An 18874-nucleotide genomic window follows, 5' to 3' on the forward strand; every position below is an offset into this window, starting at 1 on the left:
TCGCGGCAACCGTGCGATAAGCAGGGGATCCCGACACCTCGCAGCAGTTTCTGCGGCAGAACGCCCCTCCTCCCGCGAATCCCCTGCAGACCGCACACCGGCGACTCTGCCCTGGCTCCCGTGCTGTCCGATGTGCAGGGGATGCCGACGTCGCGGAGGCCGGGAGGAGCGGACGCCGCCGCCCCTCCCGGCGCGGGTCACGCCCGAGAGCCGTCCTCGTCCTCCACGGCAGCACGGCGGCGCGCGCCGAGGCCGATGGCGGTGGCGCCCGCAGCCAGGAGCGCCGTCGCGCCGGCGATCAGCCCGACGCTCTCGACTCCGGTCGAGGCGAGCTCGCCGCCCGAACCGCCGGACGGCAGCGGCTCTGGCGTGCCGGTCGGCGTCGTCGTGGGCGCCGTGGCCGGATCCGCGCCTGGCCCCGCGGCCGGAGGAGTTGCGCCCGGAGTCGTCGGCCCGGTTGTGGGGCCCGGGTCCGGCGTCGGCGGAGCGACCTGCGACGCCGGCAGGATCTGCACGATCGTCGGCCGCGGCGCCGCCACCGCTCCCGCCGCCGTCGATCCGTAGTCCGGGAACAGCGAGTGCGGCGCCTCGAACGTCCCCTCCTCGCCCGGGTGCTGCACCGCCACGAACACGTGCTGGTCGAGGTCGTGCACGATCGGACCGCAGGTTTCGGCATCGCGCGGCACGGAGAGGAACTGCTCCACCTTGCCGCGGGAGTCGCCGTCGAGCGTGACCTTGAACAGGCCGTCGTTGTAGCCGATGCCGTCGGGCGCGCCGTCCGTGGCGATCCAGAGGTTCCCGACCGAGTCGAAGGCCACGTTGTCGGGGCAGGAGATCGGCGAGACCTTCTCGGCCGGGAAGCCGGAGAAGTAGACCGCGTCGCCTTGCGCCTGGTCGCCGCACAGCATCAGCAGGTTCCAGGCGAAGGTGCGGCCGGTCTGGTCGCCGCCGTCCTCGATGATCTCGACGATGTGACCGTCGCGGTTCTCGGTGCGCGGGTTGATCTCGGTCGCGCCCTCTTTGCCCTCCTTGCCGCGGTCGGAGTTGTTCGTGCAGGCCACGTAGATCCGACCGCTGACCGGGCTGGGCTGCACGTCCTCGCAGCGGTCCATCTTGGTTGCGCCCGCGAGGTCCGCCGCCTGGCGGGTGTGCACGAGCACCTCCTCCACGCTCTTCCCGGCGATCATCGAGGCACCGTTCAGCACCAGGGGCAGCCACTCGCCGATCCCGTCGAAGCCGCCGTCCGAGGGGACCGCTCCGGTGCCGGTGATCTCGGCCACGGGGGAGTCCCCGGTGAAGCGGGCGACGAAGAGGTCGCCCTGCTCCAGCAGCGTCTTGTTGTGGGCGCGGTCGCCCTCGATGTAGCGCTTCGCCGACACGAACTTGTAGAGGTAGTCGAAGCGCTCGTCATCGCCCATGTAGGCGACGACGCGGTTGTCCGGGGCGATGATGACGTTCGCGCCCTCGTGCTTGAGGCGGCCGAGCGCCGTGTGCTTTCTCGGTGTCGAGGTCGGCTCGAAGGGGTCGAACTCCACGATCCAGCCGAAGCGGTTCGGCTCGTTCTCGTAGCCCGGGGTGCGGGCGTCGAAGCGGGGGTCGTCGAGCTCCCACCGTCGCGAGGTCTCGGAGTCGGTGAGGCCGTAGCGCTTCTCCGCGTCGCTCGTGCCGGTGACGCGGAAGTAGCCGTTGAAGTTCTCCTCGCCCGAGAGGATCGTGCCCCACGGTGTCGTGCCTCCGGAGCAGTTGGCGAGCGTGCCGAGCACTGTGCGGCCCTCCGGGTCGGCGACCGTCTTCAGCAGGTCGGAGCCGGCGGCGGCGCCGGTCACGGTGTACGGGGTGTCGAGCAGGTAGCGGCGGTTGCGCTCGCCGCCGCGGACGTAGGACCACGGGCGGTCGACCCCGGTACGGACCAGCTCGACCACGCTGAGGCCGTGGGCCGCGCGGCCGACGGCACGCACCCGCTCGGGCTCGGCCTCGAGCTGCGCTGCCGGGAACATGATGTTCTCGTTCGTGTACTCGTGGTTGACGACGAGCAGCGCGCGGAGCCGGTTCGAGCCCGGAATCTCGACGATGTCGGTGTAGTCGTTGTTGAAGCCGAACTGCGCGGCCTGGGAGGCCTCGGTCTGGTCGGTGATGTCGAAGGCGGGGCTGTTGGCGAAGAGCGGGTCGCCCCAGCGGATGATCGGCTGCCAGGCGAAGCCCTCCGGCACCGTGAGCGCGTCGACCGTGTACGGCACGGGGGCGATCGGAGTGAAGGCGAGCGGCGAGCCGTCGGCCGCGGCGGCCTGCGCGGCCTGCGCGGTGGGCGCTCCTGCGGCCGACGTGACGGCGACGGTGACCGCGCCGGCCAGGCCCAGCCCGAGGGCGCTGCGGCGGGTGAGCTGCGACGAGACGATGTCGCGGAAGTAGCTGTTGTGCGAGGTGTTGCAGGTCGCGGTCGAGCACGCGTTCGCGCACTTGAGCGCGCAGGTCACGGGGCTGCGCTTCCCCCGGACGTGGCCGGCCATCGGTAGCAGGAGTCGGCGGGAGGTGTCGGTCATCGTTGTCTCGTCCTTCGGTGTGTCGCGGGCACGTGATGAGACGAGTCGACCAAGACGGGCGGGCCGGGACGGGGAGCGGAGGCGACCGGCAGGCGAACGAGCGGTGAACGCTCTGCCAGGAGTAGGACCCCGTCCGATCCGCAGGACTCCGTCCGATTCGCAGGACCCCGTCCGATTCGCAGGTCTCCGTGCGATCCGCAGGGCGTCCGATTCGCAGGGAGGCGTGCGATTCGCAGGGGTTCGCGACCGCGCTGACCCGATCAAGCGGAAGAGAGCGATCTCCCGTGACGATCCCCTGCACATCGCACCTTGGTGGTCGCCTCGGTGGTCACCCCGGTGCTCCCGGAGTCGACGCTCGGCGCGGCTGTTCAGCCGCAGCGTCAGCCTCCTGCTCCTGCTCCGCGATCGCCCGGCGCATCTCCCGAGCCGAGGAAAAACCGGCAGCGCCCGCGAGCTCCTGCTGTTCCCGGAACGAGGCTCGAACCCGTCGGGCCAGCATCTCGCGCGCGGAGTCGACCCGAGCCGCCCGCAGGTACCACTGCACGGTCCGGCCCGTGCGGCACATCGCCGTCTCCAGTTCGGAAAGCGGCACGGACAGCTCATCGGCCACCGCCTCAGCATCGAAAGCCGGATCCGCGTGGCCCTCGACCACGACTGCGACGGCCCGTCGGATCAGCTCGGCCGTCGCCGGCGGTGTTCCTGGGAGCAGAGGGGGCCCGATCGTCATGAGCACAGCCGCGAGGAGCGCCTCGAACGTGCTGAGCAGGTTCGCCCAGGTCGGCGCATCCGGTTCTCCTCGGAGTTCGGCGCCTGCGCGGATCATTGTCACGGCCAGTGTCGCGGAGGGATCGCTGGCCCGCAGCACGGTCGGCCGCTCGGGCAGCCCCAGCCAGAACCGGTGCAACCGCGACTGCGCGAGCGTGATCTCGACCGCGGTGTACTGCCGATCGCTCTCGATGACGAAGCACGCCGGAGTCGCGTACAGCACCAGGTCGCCCGAGCGGAGCGTCTCGTCGATCCCTCCGCCGCGGATCCGCAGTGCGCCCTCATCGACCGCGAGGATCGCGAGCCCGACGCCCTCGCGGAGCAGCGTGACTGCCCGGGCGTTGTGACGGAGTCGCGCGAGGGTGTGCTCCCGGCCGCGGATCGCGTCGCCGGCGAGCTGCAGCGCCTCCGTCGGCCCCTGCGGAGACCAGCCGATGGCCCGCATCCACTTCGCGGCGGCGGCGCCCACATGGGTGTCGCGAGGTTCGAGCGGGGCGGGCAGCCAGTCGTCGAAAGGTTTCACGGGGGCTCCTGGCGGCACACGTCGGCCACCCTTAGTGGGGCCGCTACACCAGGATGGGCCCCCGCGCCGCCGAGCAGAAGGGCAGGAGCCGATTTCGGCGTCAGCGGCGAGAGCGTCCTTCCCGTCCTTCCCGTCGTCCCCGGCGAGCAGCGCCGATCCGGTGAGCGCCACTGTTCTCGTTCTCGTGCGCGAGGCGGGAGAGTGGGTTCCGCAGTTCGGCAAGCATCGGATTCACAGTCCGGGAATGCCTCGGATCGACACCCCCGTTACACCCCACAGCGGCACGCCCGCCGCCTCTACGGAAGGACCCCTCATGACCCTCGTCGTCACCGGAGCCACCGGCCACCTCGGCCATCTCGCCGTCGAGCACCTGCTCGCCCGCGGCACCGCCGCCTCCGACATCGTCGCCACCGGCCGCAATGCCGCGAAGCTCGAGGCGCTCGCCGCCGACCTCGGCGTGCGCACCGCCGTCGCCGACTTCGAGGACACCGCCTCGCTCGATGTCGCCTTCGCGGACGCCGAGGCTGTTCTGCTCGTCTCCGGCTCCGAGGTCGGCAAACGCGTCGCGCAGCACACCGCCGTCGTCGAGGCCGCCGCTCGCGTCGGCGCGCGCCTGGTCTACACCAGCGCCCCGAAGGCGACCACGAGTGCGCTTCTCCTCGCCCCCGAGCACAAGGCCACGGAGGAGGCGATCGCCGCCGCCGGCATCCCCGCCGTGATCCTGCGCAACGGCTGGTACAACGAGAACTACGCCCAGACGATCTCCGAGCTCGCCACCACCGGCAGCACCCTCTCGAGCGCCGGCGAGGGCCGCGTGGCGAGCGCCGCGCGCAGCGACTACGCCGAGGCCGCCGCAGTGGCCCTGACCGATGCCTCCCTGGTCGGTACCGTGCACGAGCTCTCGGGCGACACCGCGTGGAGCTTCGACGAGCTGGCCGCGCTCGTCGCTGAGGTCGCCGACCGTGACGCCGCGGTCGCGCACGTCTCCTCCGACGAGCACGCCCGCATCCTCACCGAGTCCGGCGTTCCCGAGGGCGGAGTCGGCTTCGTGGTCGGCCTCGACGCGAACATCGCCGACGGCCTCCTCGGCGAGACCGACGGCTCCCTCGCCCGCCTGATCGGCCGCCCCACCACCCCGATCCGCGCCTACGTCCAGGAGCAGCTCGCCCGCTGACCCCGCCGCGCTGCCTCCGCACTCCGCCGCAAGAGCCCGCGGGTTCGACGTGCGCAGCGCGTGCAGCGTCGGCAGGAGCGTCGACGCCCGCACCAGGGCGAGCCGTCACGTCTGCAGAGCCTGAACGGGCGTCACGGACACGGCGCGGCGGGCCGGGACCAGCGCCGCGACCACCGTCAGCAGCACGGTGGCCAGCACCAGACCGAGAACCAGACCGGGCGGGACGACGGGTGCCGTCGCGACCACTCCGGGTAGCGAGGCGAGGAAGGACAGCGCACCCGCCCAGCCGTAGGCGATCCCCAGCGCGAGACCCAGAACGACGGCCGTGATCGACGTGGTGGCTGCTTCGATCACGATCGTCCGGCGCACCTGAGCGCGGGAGAAACCCAGCGCGCGGAGGAGCCCGATCTCGCGCCGACGCTGCAGGACGCTGATGGAGAGGTCGTTCACCACTCCGATGCCCGCGAGCAGAGCGCTGAAGGCGACCAGCCCGAGCCCGAGTGCACTGACCTGCTGCACGACATCGTCGATCCCGATGTAGTAGTCGGGTCGCGCGGCGATCGCCTGATCGAGGATGCCGCGGAACGTTGCCAGCGCCACCGAGAAGGCGGTCACGACGGTGACGCCGATGAACACCCCGGTGGTGGCTCGGGTACTGCGGTCGGGGGAGCGGAGTGTGTTCGCGCGGGCCAGAGCCGCTTCCGGACGCGATCCGAACAGGCGGCTCACGAGGTGGAGCGAGCCGGGGAGGATCGCGTGCGCCCCGAGGATGATGCCGGAGAAGGAGGTGAGACCGCCCACCAGCGTGAGGAGGACTGCGCCGTAATCGACCGTACCGCGCAGCACGCCCAGCACGATCACGGCGAAGCCGACGAGGACGAGCAGGGCGGCGACCGTGTTCGTGACCGGGCGGCGCCGACGCGAATCGATCGGTGCCTCCTGCGAGGCGGCGAGGGCCTGAAGGGGCGACACGGTGAGCACCTCGCGCGACCCCGACCAGGACGCGACGATCGTGACGGCGACGACGCTCAGGAGCGGGAGCGCGACGACGACGGGAATGTTCGGAGCCAGGAACGGGGCTCTGGCGGCGACCGAGACGGCCGCGAGCAGGGCCAGGCCGAGTCCAAGGCCGCCCCCGAACCCGAGCACCGCCCCGGCGATGCCGATCAGTGCCCCCTCGCGGATGAAGACCCGGCGCTGGGCGCGGGCGGTGGAGCCCAACAGGCGCAGGAGAGCGATGCTCTGCACCCGGGTCGAGACGGTGGCGGCGACGGTGTTGGTCGTCACGACGCCGCCGATAAAGGCGGCGATGCAGAAGAAGACGGGGCCGAGGACGGCGAGGAGCTGCGGAACGAGGTGGCTGCTGCTGGTGCTCGGCGCCTCGCGCATGATCGCGTCCACGCCGGCCAGGACCGTGACGAGAGAGGTTCCGAATGCTGCTCCGACGGTGGCGACGAGAAGGCTCGATCGCTGCTCGCGCAGGGTCTGTCGGGCGGTCATGGGTGATCTCCGTCATGGTGAGGGTGGTGGGGGAAAAGGGGGGTGGCGGGCGCGGCGACCCGACTCATTGCGCTCACGCCGACAAGGGGAGCCGCCGCACGACCGCGTGGACCCGCCCGCTGACGAAGGCCTCCAGTGGCCCGCGCCGCGCCGTCGCGTGGAGGTACGCGCCGATCGCCAGCGCTGCAAGAACATGCAGGACGAAGGCGTTGGGACCGGTCACCAGCCACTCCGTCTTCGTCAGCACCGAGAGCCCGAGCACCGCGTAGAAGCCGAAGAAGTGGCCGAGGTAGAGGGTGAGCGGAGCCGATCCCGCGTGAGCGATCACGCGCACCGGCAGCGCCAGCGGACGAGAGTCGCGCTGAAGGATCAGGATCAGCAGGGCGAGTACGACCAGCGCCGTCCCCGCCGTCCGCAGCACGTCGGCCGTCGTCCCCGTGTGGGGAGTCGCGTTGAGGACCGCGAGCCACCCTGCGCCGAGCGGTGTCCCGTACCCCTGCGAGATCACCAGCTCCCCGGCCTTGTCGCTCGGCATCCCCACGCTCTCTAGCGCGCTGACGATGGCGGGGCGGCTCAGGAGGTCGCTGGCGAACCCGGCGGCCGCCATCACCGCTCCCGGAATGAGGACCGCCACGGCAGCGAGGCGTCGTCCCGAGATCAGCATCCGACCGGCGCACAGGCCGATCAGCAGATAGGTGATCCAGGTGATGGCGGGGTAGAAGCCCGTGAAGAAGACCGTCTGGAGGAAGTCGTGCGGATTTTCGAACGACGGCGACGCGACCGGCCCGTCCGGCGACGTGGTCCGCGCCCAGAGGATGAGGTGCGGTCCGGCCACCGTCAGGACGGCCGCCATGATCACGAGGACCGCAGTGGGCAGCCAGAGCACGAATGCCACGGCGACCAGCGCCACCCCGTAGTAGGCGAGGACCATCACGATGATCAGCGGGACAGCCCCGAGGACCAACCCGATCACCGCGATGATCAGGCCCCGGACGGCGACGGACACGCACGCGGCCAGCGGTCGACCCGCTGTCAGCAGGCTCCGAGTCGTGATCGCCACGCTCACACCGCCGAGAACCGCGAACATCGTCGAGGGGAATCCCGTGACGACCTCCTGGAACGGTCCCGGGTGCCTGGTCGTCAGCAGGTGCTCCGCGAACATCCCGATCAGGGCGAGGAACCGCGCGATGTCCAGCGCAATGATCCGTTCGGGTCGCCAGGGGGTACCGGAGGGCTTGGCCAGTGTGGTCAAGCGGGTCGCGAGCGACATGAAGGGGTTCCTTTCGACGCCTGCCACACTGCCCGTCGGCCCCCCGATCGCGCGTCGGCCGCTCGGCTCGCCATGATCGACCCAGCGGACGAGTTCAGTCGACCCGGAGGCTCACGCGCGTGTCTCCGGCGCCACCTCGCGGCGTCTCGCGCCGCGTCCCGCGCCGATCGCCATCACAACGAAGGCTGAGTGCCGTCGAACCTCGAGTTCGGGGTTCTGGACAGCATTCAGCCTTCGTTATGACGACGTCTCGCCCGCGTCTCGGGTGCGGACTCGCTACCTCAGCACTTGTCCGCCTTGGTGTAGGTGACGTAGTCGTCGTCGTTGCCCGCGTTGTACCCCGCGGCGTCCACCACATCCGTGTTGACCACCGTGTCGCCGTGGTAAAGGGTTCCGTCCTTCGAGAGGAAGTAGTTCCCGGCCAGCGGCGTCGAATCGTTGGCGACGCCGGTGTGCTCGCTACCCGGTCCGTCACCGTTCGCGATGTAGGCCTTGCCGTCTGTGGCGACGTAGGCGACGTAGTCGGTGCTGCCGCCGGTGTTGTAGCCGGCCGCCTTCTTGACATTGTCGGCCACCTTGGTGTCGCCGTGGTACAGCGCTCCGTCCTTCGAGAGGAAGTAGTTCCCCTGCAGTGGGGTCGAATCCTTCGGGGCCGCCTTCTCGCCGCCGGGTCCGTCCCCGCTGGCGAGCCAGGCCTTTCCGTCGGTCTTGACGTAAGCGACGTAGTCGTTACTGCCGCCGGTGTTGTACCCGGCCGCGCGCTTCACGTCACTGGATACCTTCGTGCCGCCGTGGTACAGCGACCCGTCCTTCGAGAGGAAGTAGTTGCCGGCCAGAGGTGTCGAGTCGGCAGGGGCGGCCTTCTCTCCTCCGGGCCCGTCTCCCTGCGCGAGCCAGGCCTTGCCGTCCGTCGTGACGTAGGCGACGTAGTCGGTGCTGCCTCCCGTGTTGTAGCCGGCTGCCTTCTTGACGTCACTGGCCACCACGGTGTCGCCGTGGTAGAGCGTGTTGCCCTTGAGGAAGTAGTTCCCCTGGAGGGGAGTCGCGTCACCGGGGACGCTCGAGTACTTCCCTCCGGGACCGTTCTTGTTCGCGACGTACGCCCCATCGGACTTGAGGGCGGTTTTCACCGGCGCGCTCGCCGAGAGAGAGTCCGACGTGGCGCTGAAGGTGCTGTCACCGCCGCGGGCGGGAACCGTGATGTCCGGCAGGGTGATGAGCCCGTCGGTTCCCGTCGTCCGTGAGACGGAGGTCGAGCGGTCCGCGAACGTGTAGCCGTTCGCGAGCTTGACGGTGACGACCTTGCCCGGGTCGGCGGTCGAGCCGTCGGTGGTGCGTTTCACCTGCACGCCGGAGATTGTGCCGCACGCCGTGCCGCTGTAGGAGGTCTGCGTGAAGGTCAGGGTCGGCCCGCCGGACGCTGCGGCGGCGGGGGTGGCCATCGAGACGGCGACGACGGGGACCGCCCAGGCGGTTCCCTTCACCAGGGTCCGGCGGTGCACGCCGTCCCCGGCGGGAATGCTCCAGCCGTCATCGATGCGGATCTCGTGCGGGGTGTAGGGGGTCTGGTCGTTCATGGGCGCCTCCGGGGGAGTGTGGACGGATGTGGACGGCCCTCATGGTTCTGGCCGCGCCCGCCGAAGCAGAAGCGAGGACGATCCGAACCGGAGGTTTCGGCGCGGAGGTCCGGAAGTCTGGACCTCCGCGGCCGTCCGTTCCCGACACTGATGGCTTGACCTCCCTCAGCCACCTGCCCTCCCGCCGCCCCCGCGAGTCGGCGCCGACCCGTCCCCCCGACCCGGCCGCCTCCGACCCGGCCGACTCCGACTCCGACTCCGCCGACTCCGACTCCGCCGACCGAGAGTTCGCCGAGCGCGGAGTCGTCGCCGAGGGAACCACCGCCCGCGACTGGCTGCTGCGCCACGGCGTCACCGTGTCTGCCAGCGGCGGCTATCTCCGCCTCTTCGCCGACGCCATCTGCTCCCGCGAGCTGACCCTGCGGCGGGTCTGGCACACCGCTCGTGAGGTCGAGCGCCGGGGCCGAGCGGGCGGCGCCGTCATCAGCTTGCTCGTCGAGGGCTCCCTCACCCTGCGGGACGACGCGGGCGCGGAGCGGGAGGTCGCCACGGGAGGCGGCTTCGTCCTCTGGTCCGATTCCTCGGTCGCCGCGATCAGCCGAGGCCGGTGCGGAACGGTCGAGGTCGCCGTGAGCCGCGAGATCCTCGAGCGCTTCTTCGCCTGGGCCGACGCCGGCGCGACGGTCATCCCCCAGGGCTTGACGACCGCGCGCATCCTCCTCGCCGCTGCCACCACGGCGTTGACGGGTCCGCTCGCCCCACGAGATCCCGCCTGGGATTCGATCTGCAGCATGATCGCCAGCGGTATCAGCGCTCTGCTGGCCGAGGTCGGCCCGGCGCTGCTTCCCTCTGCTCCCGTGACAGCCGTGCGCCTCCTGCGCCGCGCCCACGTCGCGATCGAGCGTCATTGCCGCGACGCCTCCTTCGATGTCCGCTCTCTCGCCAAAGAGCTCTCGGTCTCGATGACGACCCTGTACGCCGCGTTCGAACATTCGCCCTGCACGCCGGCCCAGGCGATCCGTTCGGCCAGGGTCGGCCTCGCCCGGCGGATGCTCGACCACCGCGTCTCACCGACCGCGGCGGATCGGGAGGCGGTCGCCGAGCTCGCCGGTTTCCTCTCGGCGCCCGCGATGTCGAAGGCTCTGCGGGCGGATCGGCGCAGGAGAGGAGGGTGACGACGTGGCCGGCGTCGTCGGCTCGACTAGTCCGGCATGGTGCAGACCCGCGCGCTGAGCAAGAGGCCGTCGCTGTGTGCCGTGATCAGCCCGGTTCCGCCGGTGGCAGGTACCAGGATCGCGGGGAGGGTGACGAGCCCTGTGGAGTCGGCTATCGCCGCGCAGGTGGTCGAGCCGGTGGCGAAGGTGAAGCCGCCGGAGAGGGTGGCGGTGACGATGCTGCCCCGGGCGGGTCGGCATCCGTCGATGGTGCGACGGAGTTGCACGCAGGAGATGGTCGTGCAGGCGGGGCCGCCGTAGGAGACCTGAAGGAAGGCCATCGAGGGCCGCAGCGACGAGGCGGCGGCCGGAGCGGACACGGTCACCGCGACCACCGGAGTGGTCCAGTTGTGCTCGGTCATCGCGATCGGCCGTGCGTCCACGGTGCCGGTGAGAGAGCCAGGCAGTCGAGCGAGAGAAGGGCGTTGATGTCGGATGTGTACAGCATGAGTTCCCCTGCCTAGTCGAGCATCGCGAGAGCCGCGAAGTTTCGTCAGCTTAGCTCGCGAGGAGGGTGGGGAGTGGCGCCAATGTTCCGAAATAAGCTGCCGATCGTGCCGGAATGTGCCAGTGAGGCGGTCATCACGCGACTTTCAGGTCGCTATCGGCTGCTCACTGCGGTGCCCGCAAACAGAGTTTGCCAGATCAGTATGGCGAGATGCCCATTTAGGTATGGCGGCCGTGCTCTGCCGACAATCTCGGCCGCGATCGTCGTGTCGCCGTGGAGCGTGCGATGCGAGGAATGTCCCGCCGCGATCGGGAGGATTCCGCGGAGAAGTCGGGAAGTCTCGACAGGCGGAGGCGTCCTGCGCCGACACTGAGGGCTTGATCACCCGCAACGCGCAGCAGGAGCGCACCTCGCGCCCATCCCGCACGGCACCGTGTGCGCGCGGTGAGGGGAGTCATCCCAGCGAACGAGGAGTCGTGGCCGAGGGGATCGCGGCTCGGGACTGGCTGCTCGGCCACGGCGTCACCGTCACCTCCGGCGGAGGGTATCTCCGCCTTGCCGCTGATGCCCTCTGCGCTGAGGAGATGACAATGAGGCGGATGTGGCACACCGCCCGCGAGTTCGAGCGCCGCGGACGGGCAGGAGGCGCCGTCATCGGCCTGCTCGTCGAGGGCTCGCTCACGCTCAGCGGAGGCGCCGAGGGCATGCACCGCGAGGTCGAGGAGGGCGGCGGTTTCGTGCTCTGGTCCGCGGCATCGCTGAGCGCAATCAGTGGTGGGCGCTGCGGCACGGTCGAGGTGTCGGTGGGTCGAGACACCCTGGAGCGCTTCTTCTCCTGGAGCAGCGTCGGCGCCTCCGTCATCCCCGCCGGTCTCGCCACCTCCAGGATCCTCGTCGCCGCCGCGAGTGCGGTACTGAGCGGTTCGCTGCAGACGAGAGACCCGGCGTGGAGTTCCGTCTGCGGCATGATCGGCAGCGGCGTCAGCGCGCTGCTGGCGGAGCTGGGACCGCCTCTGCTGCCCTCGGCGCCGGTCTCCGCTGCGCGGCTCGTGCGTCGGGCGCACACCGTGATCGAGCGCGGCTGTACCGATGCCGCGTTCGACGTCCGGACCCTCGCGACGGATCTCGCCATTTCCGTGACGAGGCTGTATGCCGCGTTCGAGTACTCGCCTCGCACGCCGGCGCAGGAGATCCGCTCCGCCAGAGTGCGACTCGCCCGACGGATGCTCGACCATCGGCCGGCACCGACCGCGGCGGACCAGGAGGCCGTCGCTGAATTGTCGGGCTTCGCCTCGGCCGAAGCGATGACGAGGGCGCTCCGAGCGGAGCGCAGTCACGGGCGGTGAGGCGGCTCGTTCGCGATAAAGCCTGTGCCGGGGATGGGCAGGTGGGCGCGGTGATGGAGAAAGGGCAGGTCTACTCGTCAACCGAGTGGTCACCGCGCACTCTCGCGTGATCATGGCTCAGCGTTCGAGGTGGTGGTGATGGTGATTGGATATCGGTGATCCGTCGGGTGCCGGGCGTGATGCCCGACACCCGACGGTGTCCGATGCTTTTCTCTCGTACAGCTCAACCAGCCTGTGGTGGTGGCGTTGTCTCGAAGACCTCTTTCTGCGCGGTACGGCTTGGCTAGCTGCGAAGCGGTACCTGTTTGATCACTGACAGGCGGGAGCTACAACGTACGTGGCGGTATCCGTACCATTCAGAACGACAATTCCAAACGCGGAGGACACGTTGTCTTCCATTTTGTCGTTCTTGTAGTAAAGTGCTCCGTCGGTAGTGAGGAAGTACTGCGCCCCAGCGGCGGTCTTCGGGTTGGGCACGGTGTACTGGGTCGGCGTGCCGCTGCCCGCAACGCCATAGGCCACGCCGTCAGAGACGTAGGTCGCGGTGTCCGTTCCGTTGGGAACGACGATTCCGAAAGCCGAGCTGACGTTCTTGGCGATGAACGTACCCTTGTAGTACAGGGAGTTGTCGCTGGTGATGTAGTACGACGCCCCGACGGCGGTCTTGATTGTCAGGTCCTTCTTGTTGGAGTCCTGAATAACGACCTTGGTCGGCTTGCCGCCGGTGACGACACCATAGGCAACGCCGTCGGAGACGAAAGTCGCGGTGTCCGTTCCGTTGGGAACGACGATTCCGAAAGCCGAGCTGACGTTCTTGGCGATGAACGTACCCTTGTAGTACAGGGAGTTGTCGCTGGTGATGAAGTATGACGCCCCGACGGCGGTCTTGATTGTCAGATCTTTCTTGTCGGAATCCTGAATGGTAATCTTGGTCGGCGTGCCGCTGGCACTGACGGCATAGGCTTTGCCGCCGGAAACGTAGGTCGCGGTGTCCGTTCCGTTGGGAACGACGATTCCGAAAGCCGAGGTGACGTTCTTCGCAATAACGTCTTCTTGGTGATAGAGCGTTCCGTCGGACGTGATGAAGTACGTCGCCCCAGCGGCTGTTGATGCCTTGGGGATGGTCCAGGTGTTGGTCACAGTCCTACCAGAGGTACCCTTGGCGGTGCCTTCGGCGGCTGGTGTCTTCACCGGTGCGGTCGCACTCAGCGCGTCAGAGGTAGCGGAGAAGGTGGTGTTACCACCTTTCGCCGGCACCTTGATGTCCGGTAGCGTAATGAGACCATTCGCGTCGGTTGTTCCTGAGAGCGTTATTCATAAGCATTTACCAGCCGAGTCGGTAAAGTTCGAGGCGGGTGACGGTGCGAATGAGGTTGGGAAGTTCTGTAAGACGTCCGCGATAGCCGGTCTTGAGGATTTTCCAGTTCTTCCAGTGCGCGATGCATCTTTCGACCGCCGAACGGATGGAGGAGATGTATCGGTTGGCTGTACGTGTGTTGTCATCATGTTGTCCGTGGTGAAATTTTTTCCGGGGAGTGACTGCGGTGGTTCCGACGTACGCTGGGTCCGCTATCCACTCGGCATTATCGAGAATCGGTTCCCATCCACACAGGCTGATGGTCGCTCGGTCGTGCCGAGCGCCGGGGGTCGGATCGGACACGCAAAGCAAGTTACCGTTCACGTCCGAGGCAACTTGCACGTTCAGCCCTTGACGGTGTCGCTTCCCGGAGTAGTTCGCTCTCCCCGTCACGGCGCGGTTCCCGGTGGGAACATCGGTGCCGTCGACCAGGACCACTCGGCCCTGGATAGCCGTCTTTAAACACACCCCCGACAAACAGCAGGCCTGCTCGATCAGCGGGACGATCCGCCGATATGCGCGAGAAATCGTGGGCTGCGACACACCGAACATATCCGCGATAGTCGTTTGGTTCACGTTCTGCCGCAATAAGATCAGAGTCATAACGACCTGCTCGCGAATGTTCAGCAGCACCGGGCGTCCCGAAATCTCACCCCTCCCCGTGACAATCTGCCATATCCGACAGATCAGCTCCGTCAATTGCTCCGCATCCAGGCCTGTAGTAGAGTCGTACCGCATCGGCTTCCCGTTCCGAAAATAGCGAGCTTTGGAACTTCTATTCTCCCGAATGGGAAGCCGATGCCTCGGAACGACACGCCCGAATCAGACCTTATGAATAACGCTCTGAGTAGGTTTTCGTTCCGTCTTTGAAGGTATAGCCATCGGTCACCGTCACCGTGACCGTTTTTCCGGGATCGGCAGTGGTTCCGTCGAGGGTGCGCTTCACCTGCACGCCGGTGATCGTGCCGCACGCAGTACCGCTGTACGACGCCTGTGTGAACGCCAGAGTCGGCGAGTTCGACGCTGCGGCAGCCGGCGTACCAATCGACACAGCGACGACCGGAACGGTCCAGGCGGCGCCCTTCACGATGGTGCGGCGGTGGAGGCCGTCCTCGGAGGGAATGGTCCACGTGGACGAGTCGAACGTGGCTCGTAGGGTGTTCTTCTTCGGCATGGTGCGCTCGAACTTTCTGTGGGTGTCAACGGACGTCGAACAGTGTCCTGAGCACGCCCATGACCAGAGACGAACCTGCCGGGATTATGACCGTGCTTGCCGGAAGTGGCGTGCGCTGTCTCGGGGCGCACGACGCGAAGCGGAACGGAAGGCGGCGAGCGGAGAGTGCCGAGGAGGGCGCGAGGAGGGCGCGATCAATCGTGATGAGGCGGTAACTCTGGGGCGGCTCCGGAGTCGTCGCGGGTGTCTGAGCTGACCTGCCCCAGATGGCGGAGCGGTCGATTCTGCCTGCGGCGCGGCCGCCGTGATCGTCCGCGGACAGGAGGCAGGTGCCGCCGTCACTGCGGTGCCGTGGCGCTCGGGTTCGGTCACTCCTGGTGAAGCGACTGGTCAGTCGGGGAGTCGCACCGGCCCGGTGATTCCCGTGACGGTCGACCCTGACGGCTCTTTTCCCGGCCGAGCGATCCTCGCTGCGAAGAGTTCCGCTTCGCCGCTCTCTCATCGCGCTGGCCTTCTTTGCAAGGCCGACCGAGGATCGTACTGACTTTCCGAAATCAATGACGAATCGTCGAGATGTAGGGAGGCGGAAAATGCCCTGTCAGTCGCCGCCCGCTGCCTGTTCCTTCGCCGAAAACTGCGCGCGACGGAGCAGAATAGTGATGAGCGAGGCATTCTGATGGGACGAGTCGATTTCCACGACTGCCGAGCGATCGTCGCTTTCAAGGAATCCCGAGAATGGAAAGCTGATGCCTACCGAGACGCCGCGGTACAAATACTCCCTTCTGGGCTCGGAGGTGTTCAGCTGGCTGGCGGACAGGCAGATGCCCGACGGCGAAGCCGATTCCGACGTCCGTCTCGTCGCCGACGAACTCGTCTTGCCCGAACTCCGCATCGCTCGCGTGTGGAACACCAGCGCCAGCTATCGGGTCCGTCGCGACTCCTCGACGGCACTGCTGCTGCTGCAAATAGAGGGAGTGTCCTCGATCGAGTGCGATGCCTGGGATGCACCGGCCGAACTCAGCCCGGGAGACGTAGCGATCCTCCCCGGCCCAGAGCACTCCTTCCGGATCTCCTCCAGCTCCCCGACCGCGCGCTATGAGGTCGACTACGACCTCGACGCTCTCCCGCGGCCGGCCCGAGACGAACTCACAGGGGGACGGATCTTTCTCGCTCCCGCCCGGGAGTACCGTGACGCTGTCGCCGCGGCCTCGAACGCCGCGTTGAACTCGGGCATGGACGTCGAAGACGCCGGCTTCTCGGACTTCGCGGCGGGAGTGCGGTACCTGACGACCGCGCTGCTGGTGCAGGCGCTCGAAAGCACGTCGCCCTGGCTGATGACGCCTTTCAGCGACCTGTATCGGGGCGCGTTGCGGACGATTGCGGCGAAGGCCACGGATCCGGACTTCGACATCGAATTGCTCGCCGCGGCGGTCAGCACGTCACCGCGCAACCTCCGCCACGTCTTCGCGCGGGCGGGCGCCTCGGCGAAGGCCTCACTCACGGCGGAGCGGGTGCGCATCGCTCGCATCTACCTGTCGAAGAACGCCGCCGGAGCATCGTTCTCGCAAACCGAGATCGCCCGGCTCTCGGGGTTCCGCGACGTCCGCGCCCTCCGGCGTGCGATGTCGGCGACCGCGGACGGGGTTCCGAGTGGGCGGGAGAGCGCCGCGGAAACAGAGGGCGCAGGCGCATCGGAATCGGTCCGGAGTTCGCCAGGCCGTGACGCCGCGACGCGACCGCCCGTCTTCCTCGCATGATCCCCCTCTGCCGCACGAGCGGCTCGGCCTACGGTCGGTCGGACCGCCCACGTCGCCGCGCCGGAGGCGCAGACCGCCGCCCGACGTCACTCACCCCCGCTGTCGGCGCCTCGACGTAGGCTGTCGGCCATGACTTCGACGACGTCTCGCTCCGGTATCGACCGCTCCGAACTCGACCCCGAGACGCGGCCGCAGGACGACCTCTACCGGCACGTCAACGGGCTGTGGATCGACCGCACCGAGATCCCCGCAGACAAGGCGCGGTACGGCTCGTTCCACGTCCTGCAGGAGGAGGCGGAGAAGGCCGTGCGCGACATCATCGTCGAGGCGCAGACCGCGCAGCACGGCACCGAGGAGCGCCTGTTCGGCGACCTCTACACCTCCTTCATGGACGAGGCGCGCGCGGAGGAGCTGGGCGCCGCTGCGATCGCCGACGATCTCGCGGCCGTGCAGCGGGTCGACTCGATTCCCGGCCTGCTCCGCGCTGTCGGTGCCTTCGAGCGCACCGGCGTCCCCGGCCTCTTCGGCCTCTTCGTCGACAACGACCCCGGCAGCCCCGAGCGCTACCTCGTCTTCGTCAACCAGGGCGGCCTCGGTCTGCCGGACGAGAGCTACTACCGCGAGGAGGAGTTCGCCTCCGTCCGCGAGGCCTACACGCCGTTCGTCGCGCGGATGCTCGCGCTGGCGGGCATCGATGCCGCGGAGGCGCGCGCCGAGCGGATCGTCGCGCTCGAGACCGAGCTCGCCGCCGTGCACTGGGACAAGGTCCGCAGCCGCGACAGCCAGGCGACCTACAACCTCCGCACCTGGGCCGAGGTCGAGGAGCTCGCCGCGGGCGTCGACCTCGGCGTCTGGCTCACCGCGATGGGGGCTCCGGAGGGGGCACTCGCCGAGGTCGTCGTCCGCCAGCCGAGCTTCCTCCAGGGCCTCGCGGGCCTGCTGGCCGAGGACCGGCTCCCGGCCTGGCGCGACTGGCTGGCCTGGCAGGTGATCCGGGGGGCCGCGGCCTACCTCTCCAGCGCGTTCGTCGACGCCAACTTCGACTTCTACGGCCGTACCCTCACCGGCACTCCGCAGAAGCGCGAGCGCTGGAAGCGCGGCGTGTCGCTGGTCGAGGCGTCCCTCGGCGAAGCGGTCGGCCGCACCTACGTCGCGCGCCACTTCCCCGAGACCGCGAAAGCCGCGATGGACGTGCTGGTCGCGAATCTTATCGAGGCCTACCGCCGCTCGATCGTCGACCTCGAGTGGATGAGCCCCGCCACCCGCGAGCGGGCGCTCGAGAAGCTCGCCACGTTCACCCCCAAGATCGGCTATCCCGTCCGCTGGCGCGACTACTCCGCCCTCTCGATCGACCCGACCGACCTGCTCGGCAACGCCCGCCGCGTCGCCGAGGTCGAGTTCGCCCGTGAGCTCGGCAAGATCGGCCGCCCGCTCGACCGCGACGAGTGGTTCATGACCCCGCAGACGATCAACGCCTACTACAACCCGGGCTTCAACGAGATCGTCTTCCCCGCAGCGATCCTGCAGCTCCCCTTCTTCGACGAGGGGCGCGACTCCGCAGCCAACTACGGAGCGATCGGTGCCGTCATCGGCCACGAGATCGGCCACGGCTTCGACGATCAGGGCTCCCGCTTCGACGGCGACGGCCGCCTCACCGACTGGTGGACCGAGGAGGATCGGGCCGCATTCGAGGAGCGGACGACGGCGCTCATCGCGCAGTACGACGCGCTCGCTCCGGCGACCACACCCGGGCACCACGTGAACGGCGCACTCACCATCGGCGAGAACATTGGCGACCTCGGCGGGCTCGCCATCGCCTGGAAGGCATACCTGATCTCGCTCGAGGGCCAGGAGCCGCCCGTCGTCGACGGTCTGACCGGCGCCGAGCGCTTCTTCCTCTCCTGGGCCCAGGCCTGGCAGCAGAAATCGAGAGACGAGGAGACGATCCGCCTTCTCGCCATCGACCCGCACGCGCCAGCCGAGTTCCGCTGCAACCAGATCGTTCGGAACATCGACGAGTTCTACGCTACTTTTGACGTCTCCGAAGGCGACGCCCTCTGGCTCTCCCCGAGCGAGCGCGTCACCATCTGGTAGTCGTCACCGACCACCTCCCCGCACCACAGACGAGGAGCCCCGGGCATCGAGAGCCGACCGATGCCGAGGGCTCGTCCGCCGATCTCGCGTCCCGCCGGCGCGTGAGGACCTCGGTCCCCCTCCGCACAACCGCTC

Annotated in this window: 14 protein-coding genes; 5 read left to right on the forward strand and 9 right to left on the reverse strand. The window is 68.6% G+C overall.

What is annotated here, in order from left to right; all coding sequences use genetic code 11:
- Positions 1–197: 197 nt before the first annotated feature.
- Together A6122_RS00680 and A6122_RS00685 are read right to left on the reverse strand one after the other, a co-directional pair.
- On the reverse strand, positions 198–2540 hold the full coding sequence (locus tag A6122_RS00680) for a PhoX family protein (protein ID WP_068250355.1): 2343 nt from the start codon (positions 2538–2540) through the stop codon (positions 198–200).
- A 328-nt stretch (positions 2541–2868) separates the two neighbouring features.
- Positions 2869–3828: a helix-turn-helix domain-containing protein gene (locus tag A6122_RS00685; RefSeq protein WP_068250357.1), complete on the reverse strand. Its 960-nt coding sequence runs from the start codon at positions 3826–3828 to the stop codon at positions 2869–2871.
- Positions 3829–4141: 313 nt separating this feature from the next.
- Here A6122_RS00685 and A6122_RS00690 point away from each other — a divergent pair, with 313 nt between their 5' ends.
- Positions 4142–5002, forward strand: coding sequence for an NmrA family NAD(P)-binding protein (locus A6122_RS00690; protein WP_068250361.1), 861 nt, complete (start codon positions 4142–4144; stop codon positions 5000–5002).
- 105 nt (positions 5003–5107) lie between these two features.
- On the opposite strand, the gene A6122_RS00695 is transcribed toward A6122_RS00690, so the two are convergent.
- The 3 genes from A6122_RS00695 to A6122_RS00705 form a co-directional block, all read right to left on the reverse strand.
- Positions 5108–6502: an ABC transporter permease gene (locus A6122_RS00695; RefSeq protein ID WP_068250364.1), complete on the reverse strand. Its 1395-nt coding sequence runs from the start codon at positions 6500–6502 to the stop codon at positions 5108–5110.
- Positions 6503–6575: 73 nt separating this feature from the next.
- Positions 6576–7772: a heparan-alpha-glucosaminide N-acetyltransferase domain-containing protein gene (locus tag A6122_RS00700; RefSeq protein WP_068250367.1), complete on the reverse strand. Its 1197-nt coding sequence runs from the start codon at positions 7770–7772 to the stop codon at positions 6576–6578.
- Between the two features lie 281 nt (positions 7773–8053).
- Positions 8054–9349, reverse strand: a complete 1296-nt coding sequence (locus A6122_RS00705) for a hypothetical protein (protein ID WP_068250370.1) — start codon at positions 9347–9349, stop codon at positions 8054–8056.
- 155 nt (positions 9350–9504) lie between these two features.
- Between A6122_RS00705 and A6122_RS00710 the strand changes: the two genes are divergently transcribed.
- Entirely contained in the window at positions 9505–10524 is a 1020-nt protein-coding gene (locus tag A6122_RS00710) for a helix-turn-helix domain-containing protein (RefSeq protein ID WP_068250373.1), read from the forward strand.
- A gap of 26 nt (positions 10525–10550) precedes the next feature.
- On the opposite strand, the gene A6122_RS00715 is transcribed toward A6122_RS00710, so the two are convergent.
- Entirely contained in the window at positions 10551–10946 is a 396-nt protein-coding gene (locus tag A6122_RS00715; RefSeq protein ID WP_068250376.1) for a hypothetical protein, read from the reverse strand.
- Between the two features lie 541 nt (positions 10947–11487).
- Here A6122_RS00715 and A6122_RS00720 point away from each other — a divergent pair.
- On the forward strand, positions 11488–12357 hold the full coding sequence (locus A6122_RS00720; protein ID WP_068250379.1) for a helix-turn-helix domain-containing protein: 870 nt from the start codon (positions 11488–11490) through the stop codon (positions 12355–12357).
- A 309-nt stretch (positions 12358–12666) separates the two neighbouring features.
- Here the strand turns inward: A6122_RS00720 and A6122_RS00725 are convergent, their stop codons facing one another.
- From A6122_RS00725 to A6122_RS00730, 3 genes are all read right to left on the reverse strand, one after another.
- Positions 12667–13497, reverse strand: a complete 831-nt coding sequence (locus A6122_RS00725; protein ID WP_068250382.1) for a hypothetical protein — start codon at positions 13495–13497, stop codon at positions 12667–12669.
- A gap of 184 nt (positions 13498–13681) precedes the next feature.
- Positions 13682–14452, reverse strand: coding sequence for a transposase family protein (locus A6122_RS15395; RefSeq protein ID WP_084415715.1), 771 nt, complete (start codon positions 14450–14452; stop codon positions 13682–13684).
- A gap of 91 nt (positions 14453–14543) precedes the next feature.
- Positions 14544–14888: a hypothetical protein gene (locus tag A6122_RS00730; protein WP_068250385.1), complete on the reverse strand. Its 345-nt coding sequence runs from the start codon at positions 14886–14888 to the stop codon at positions 14544–14546.
- A gap of 746 nt (positions 14889–15634) precedes the next feature.
- On the opposite strand from A6122_RS00730, the gene A6122_RS00735 reads away from it, so the two are divergent.
- Together A6122_RS00735 and A6122_RS00740 are read left to right on the forward strand one after the other, a co-directional pair.
- The gene (locus tag A6122_RS00735; protein ID WP_068250388.1) at positions 15635–16645 is read left to right on the forward strand and encodes a hypothetical protein; all 1011 of its coding nucleotides are present in this window, start codon (positions 15635–15637) and stop codon (positions 16643–16645) included.
- 129 nt (positions 16646–16774) lie between these two features.
- Positions 16775–18739 (forward strand): M13 family metallopeptidase, encoded by a 1965-nt coding sequence (locus tag A6122_RS00740; RefSeq protein WP_068250391.1) that lies wholly within the window; start codon positions 16775–16777, stop codon positions 18737–18739.
- Positions 18740–18874 lie beyond the last annotated feature (135 nt).

The organism is Rathayibacter tritici, assembly GCF_001641005.1.
Lineage (GTDB): Bacteria > Actinomycetota > Actinomycetes > Actinomycetales > Microbacteriaceae > Rathayibacter > Rathayibacter tritici.

Bases quoted from the DNA above. Each gene is read 5' to 3' on its own strand.
- A6122_RS00730 (WP_068250385.1), bottom strand. From the start codon at position 14,888: ATGCCGAAGAAGAACACCCTACGAGCCACGTTCGACTCGTCCACGTGG.
- A6122_RS00735 (WP_068250388.1), top strand. From the start codon at position 15,635: ATGCCTACCGAGACGCCGCGGTACAAATACTCCCTTCTGGGCTCGGAG.
- A6122_RS00705 (WP_068250370.1), bottom strand. From the start codon at position 9,349: ATGAACGACCAGACCCCCTACACCCCGCACGAGATCCGCATCGATGAC.
- A6122_RS00700 (WP_068250367.1), bottom strand. From the start codon at position 7,772: ATGTCGCTCGCGACCCGCTTGACCACACTGGCCAAGCCCTCCGGTACC.
- A6122_RS15395 (WP_084415715.1), bottom strand. From the start codon at position 14,452: ATGCGGTACGACTCTACTACAGGCCTGGATGCGGAGCAATTGACGGAG.
- A6122_RS00690 (WP_068250361.1), top strand. From the start codon at position 4,142: ATGACCCTCGTCGTCACCGGAGCCACCGGCCACCTCGGCCATCTCGCC.
- A6122_RS00680 (WP_068250355.1), bottom strand. From the start codon at position 2,540: ATGACCGACACCTCCCGCCGACTCCTGCTACCGATGGCCGGCCACGTC.
- A6122_RS00695 (WP_068250364.1), bottom strand. From the start codon at position 6,502: ATGACCGCCCGACAGACCCTGCGCGAGCAGCGATCGAGCCTTCTCGTC.
- A6122_RS00740 (WP_068250391.1), top strand. From the start codon at position 16,775: ATGACTTCGACGACGTCTCGCTCCGGTATCGACCGCTCCGAACTCGAC.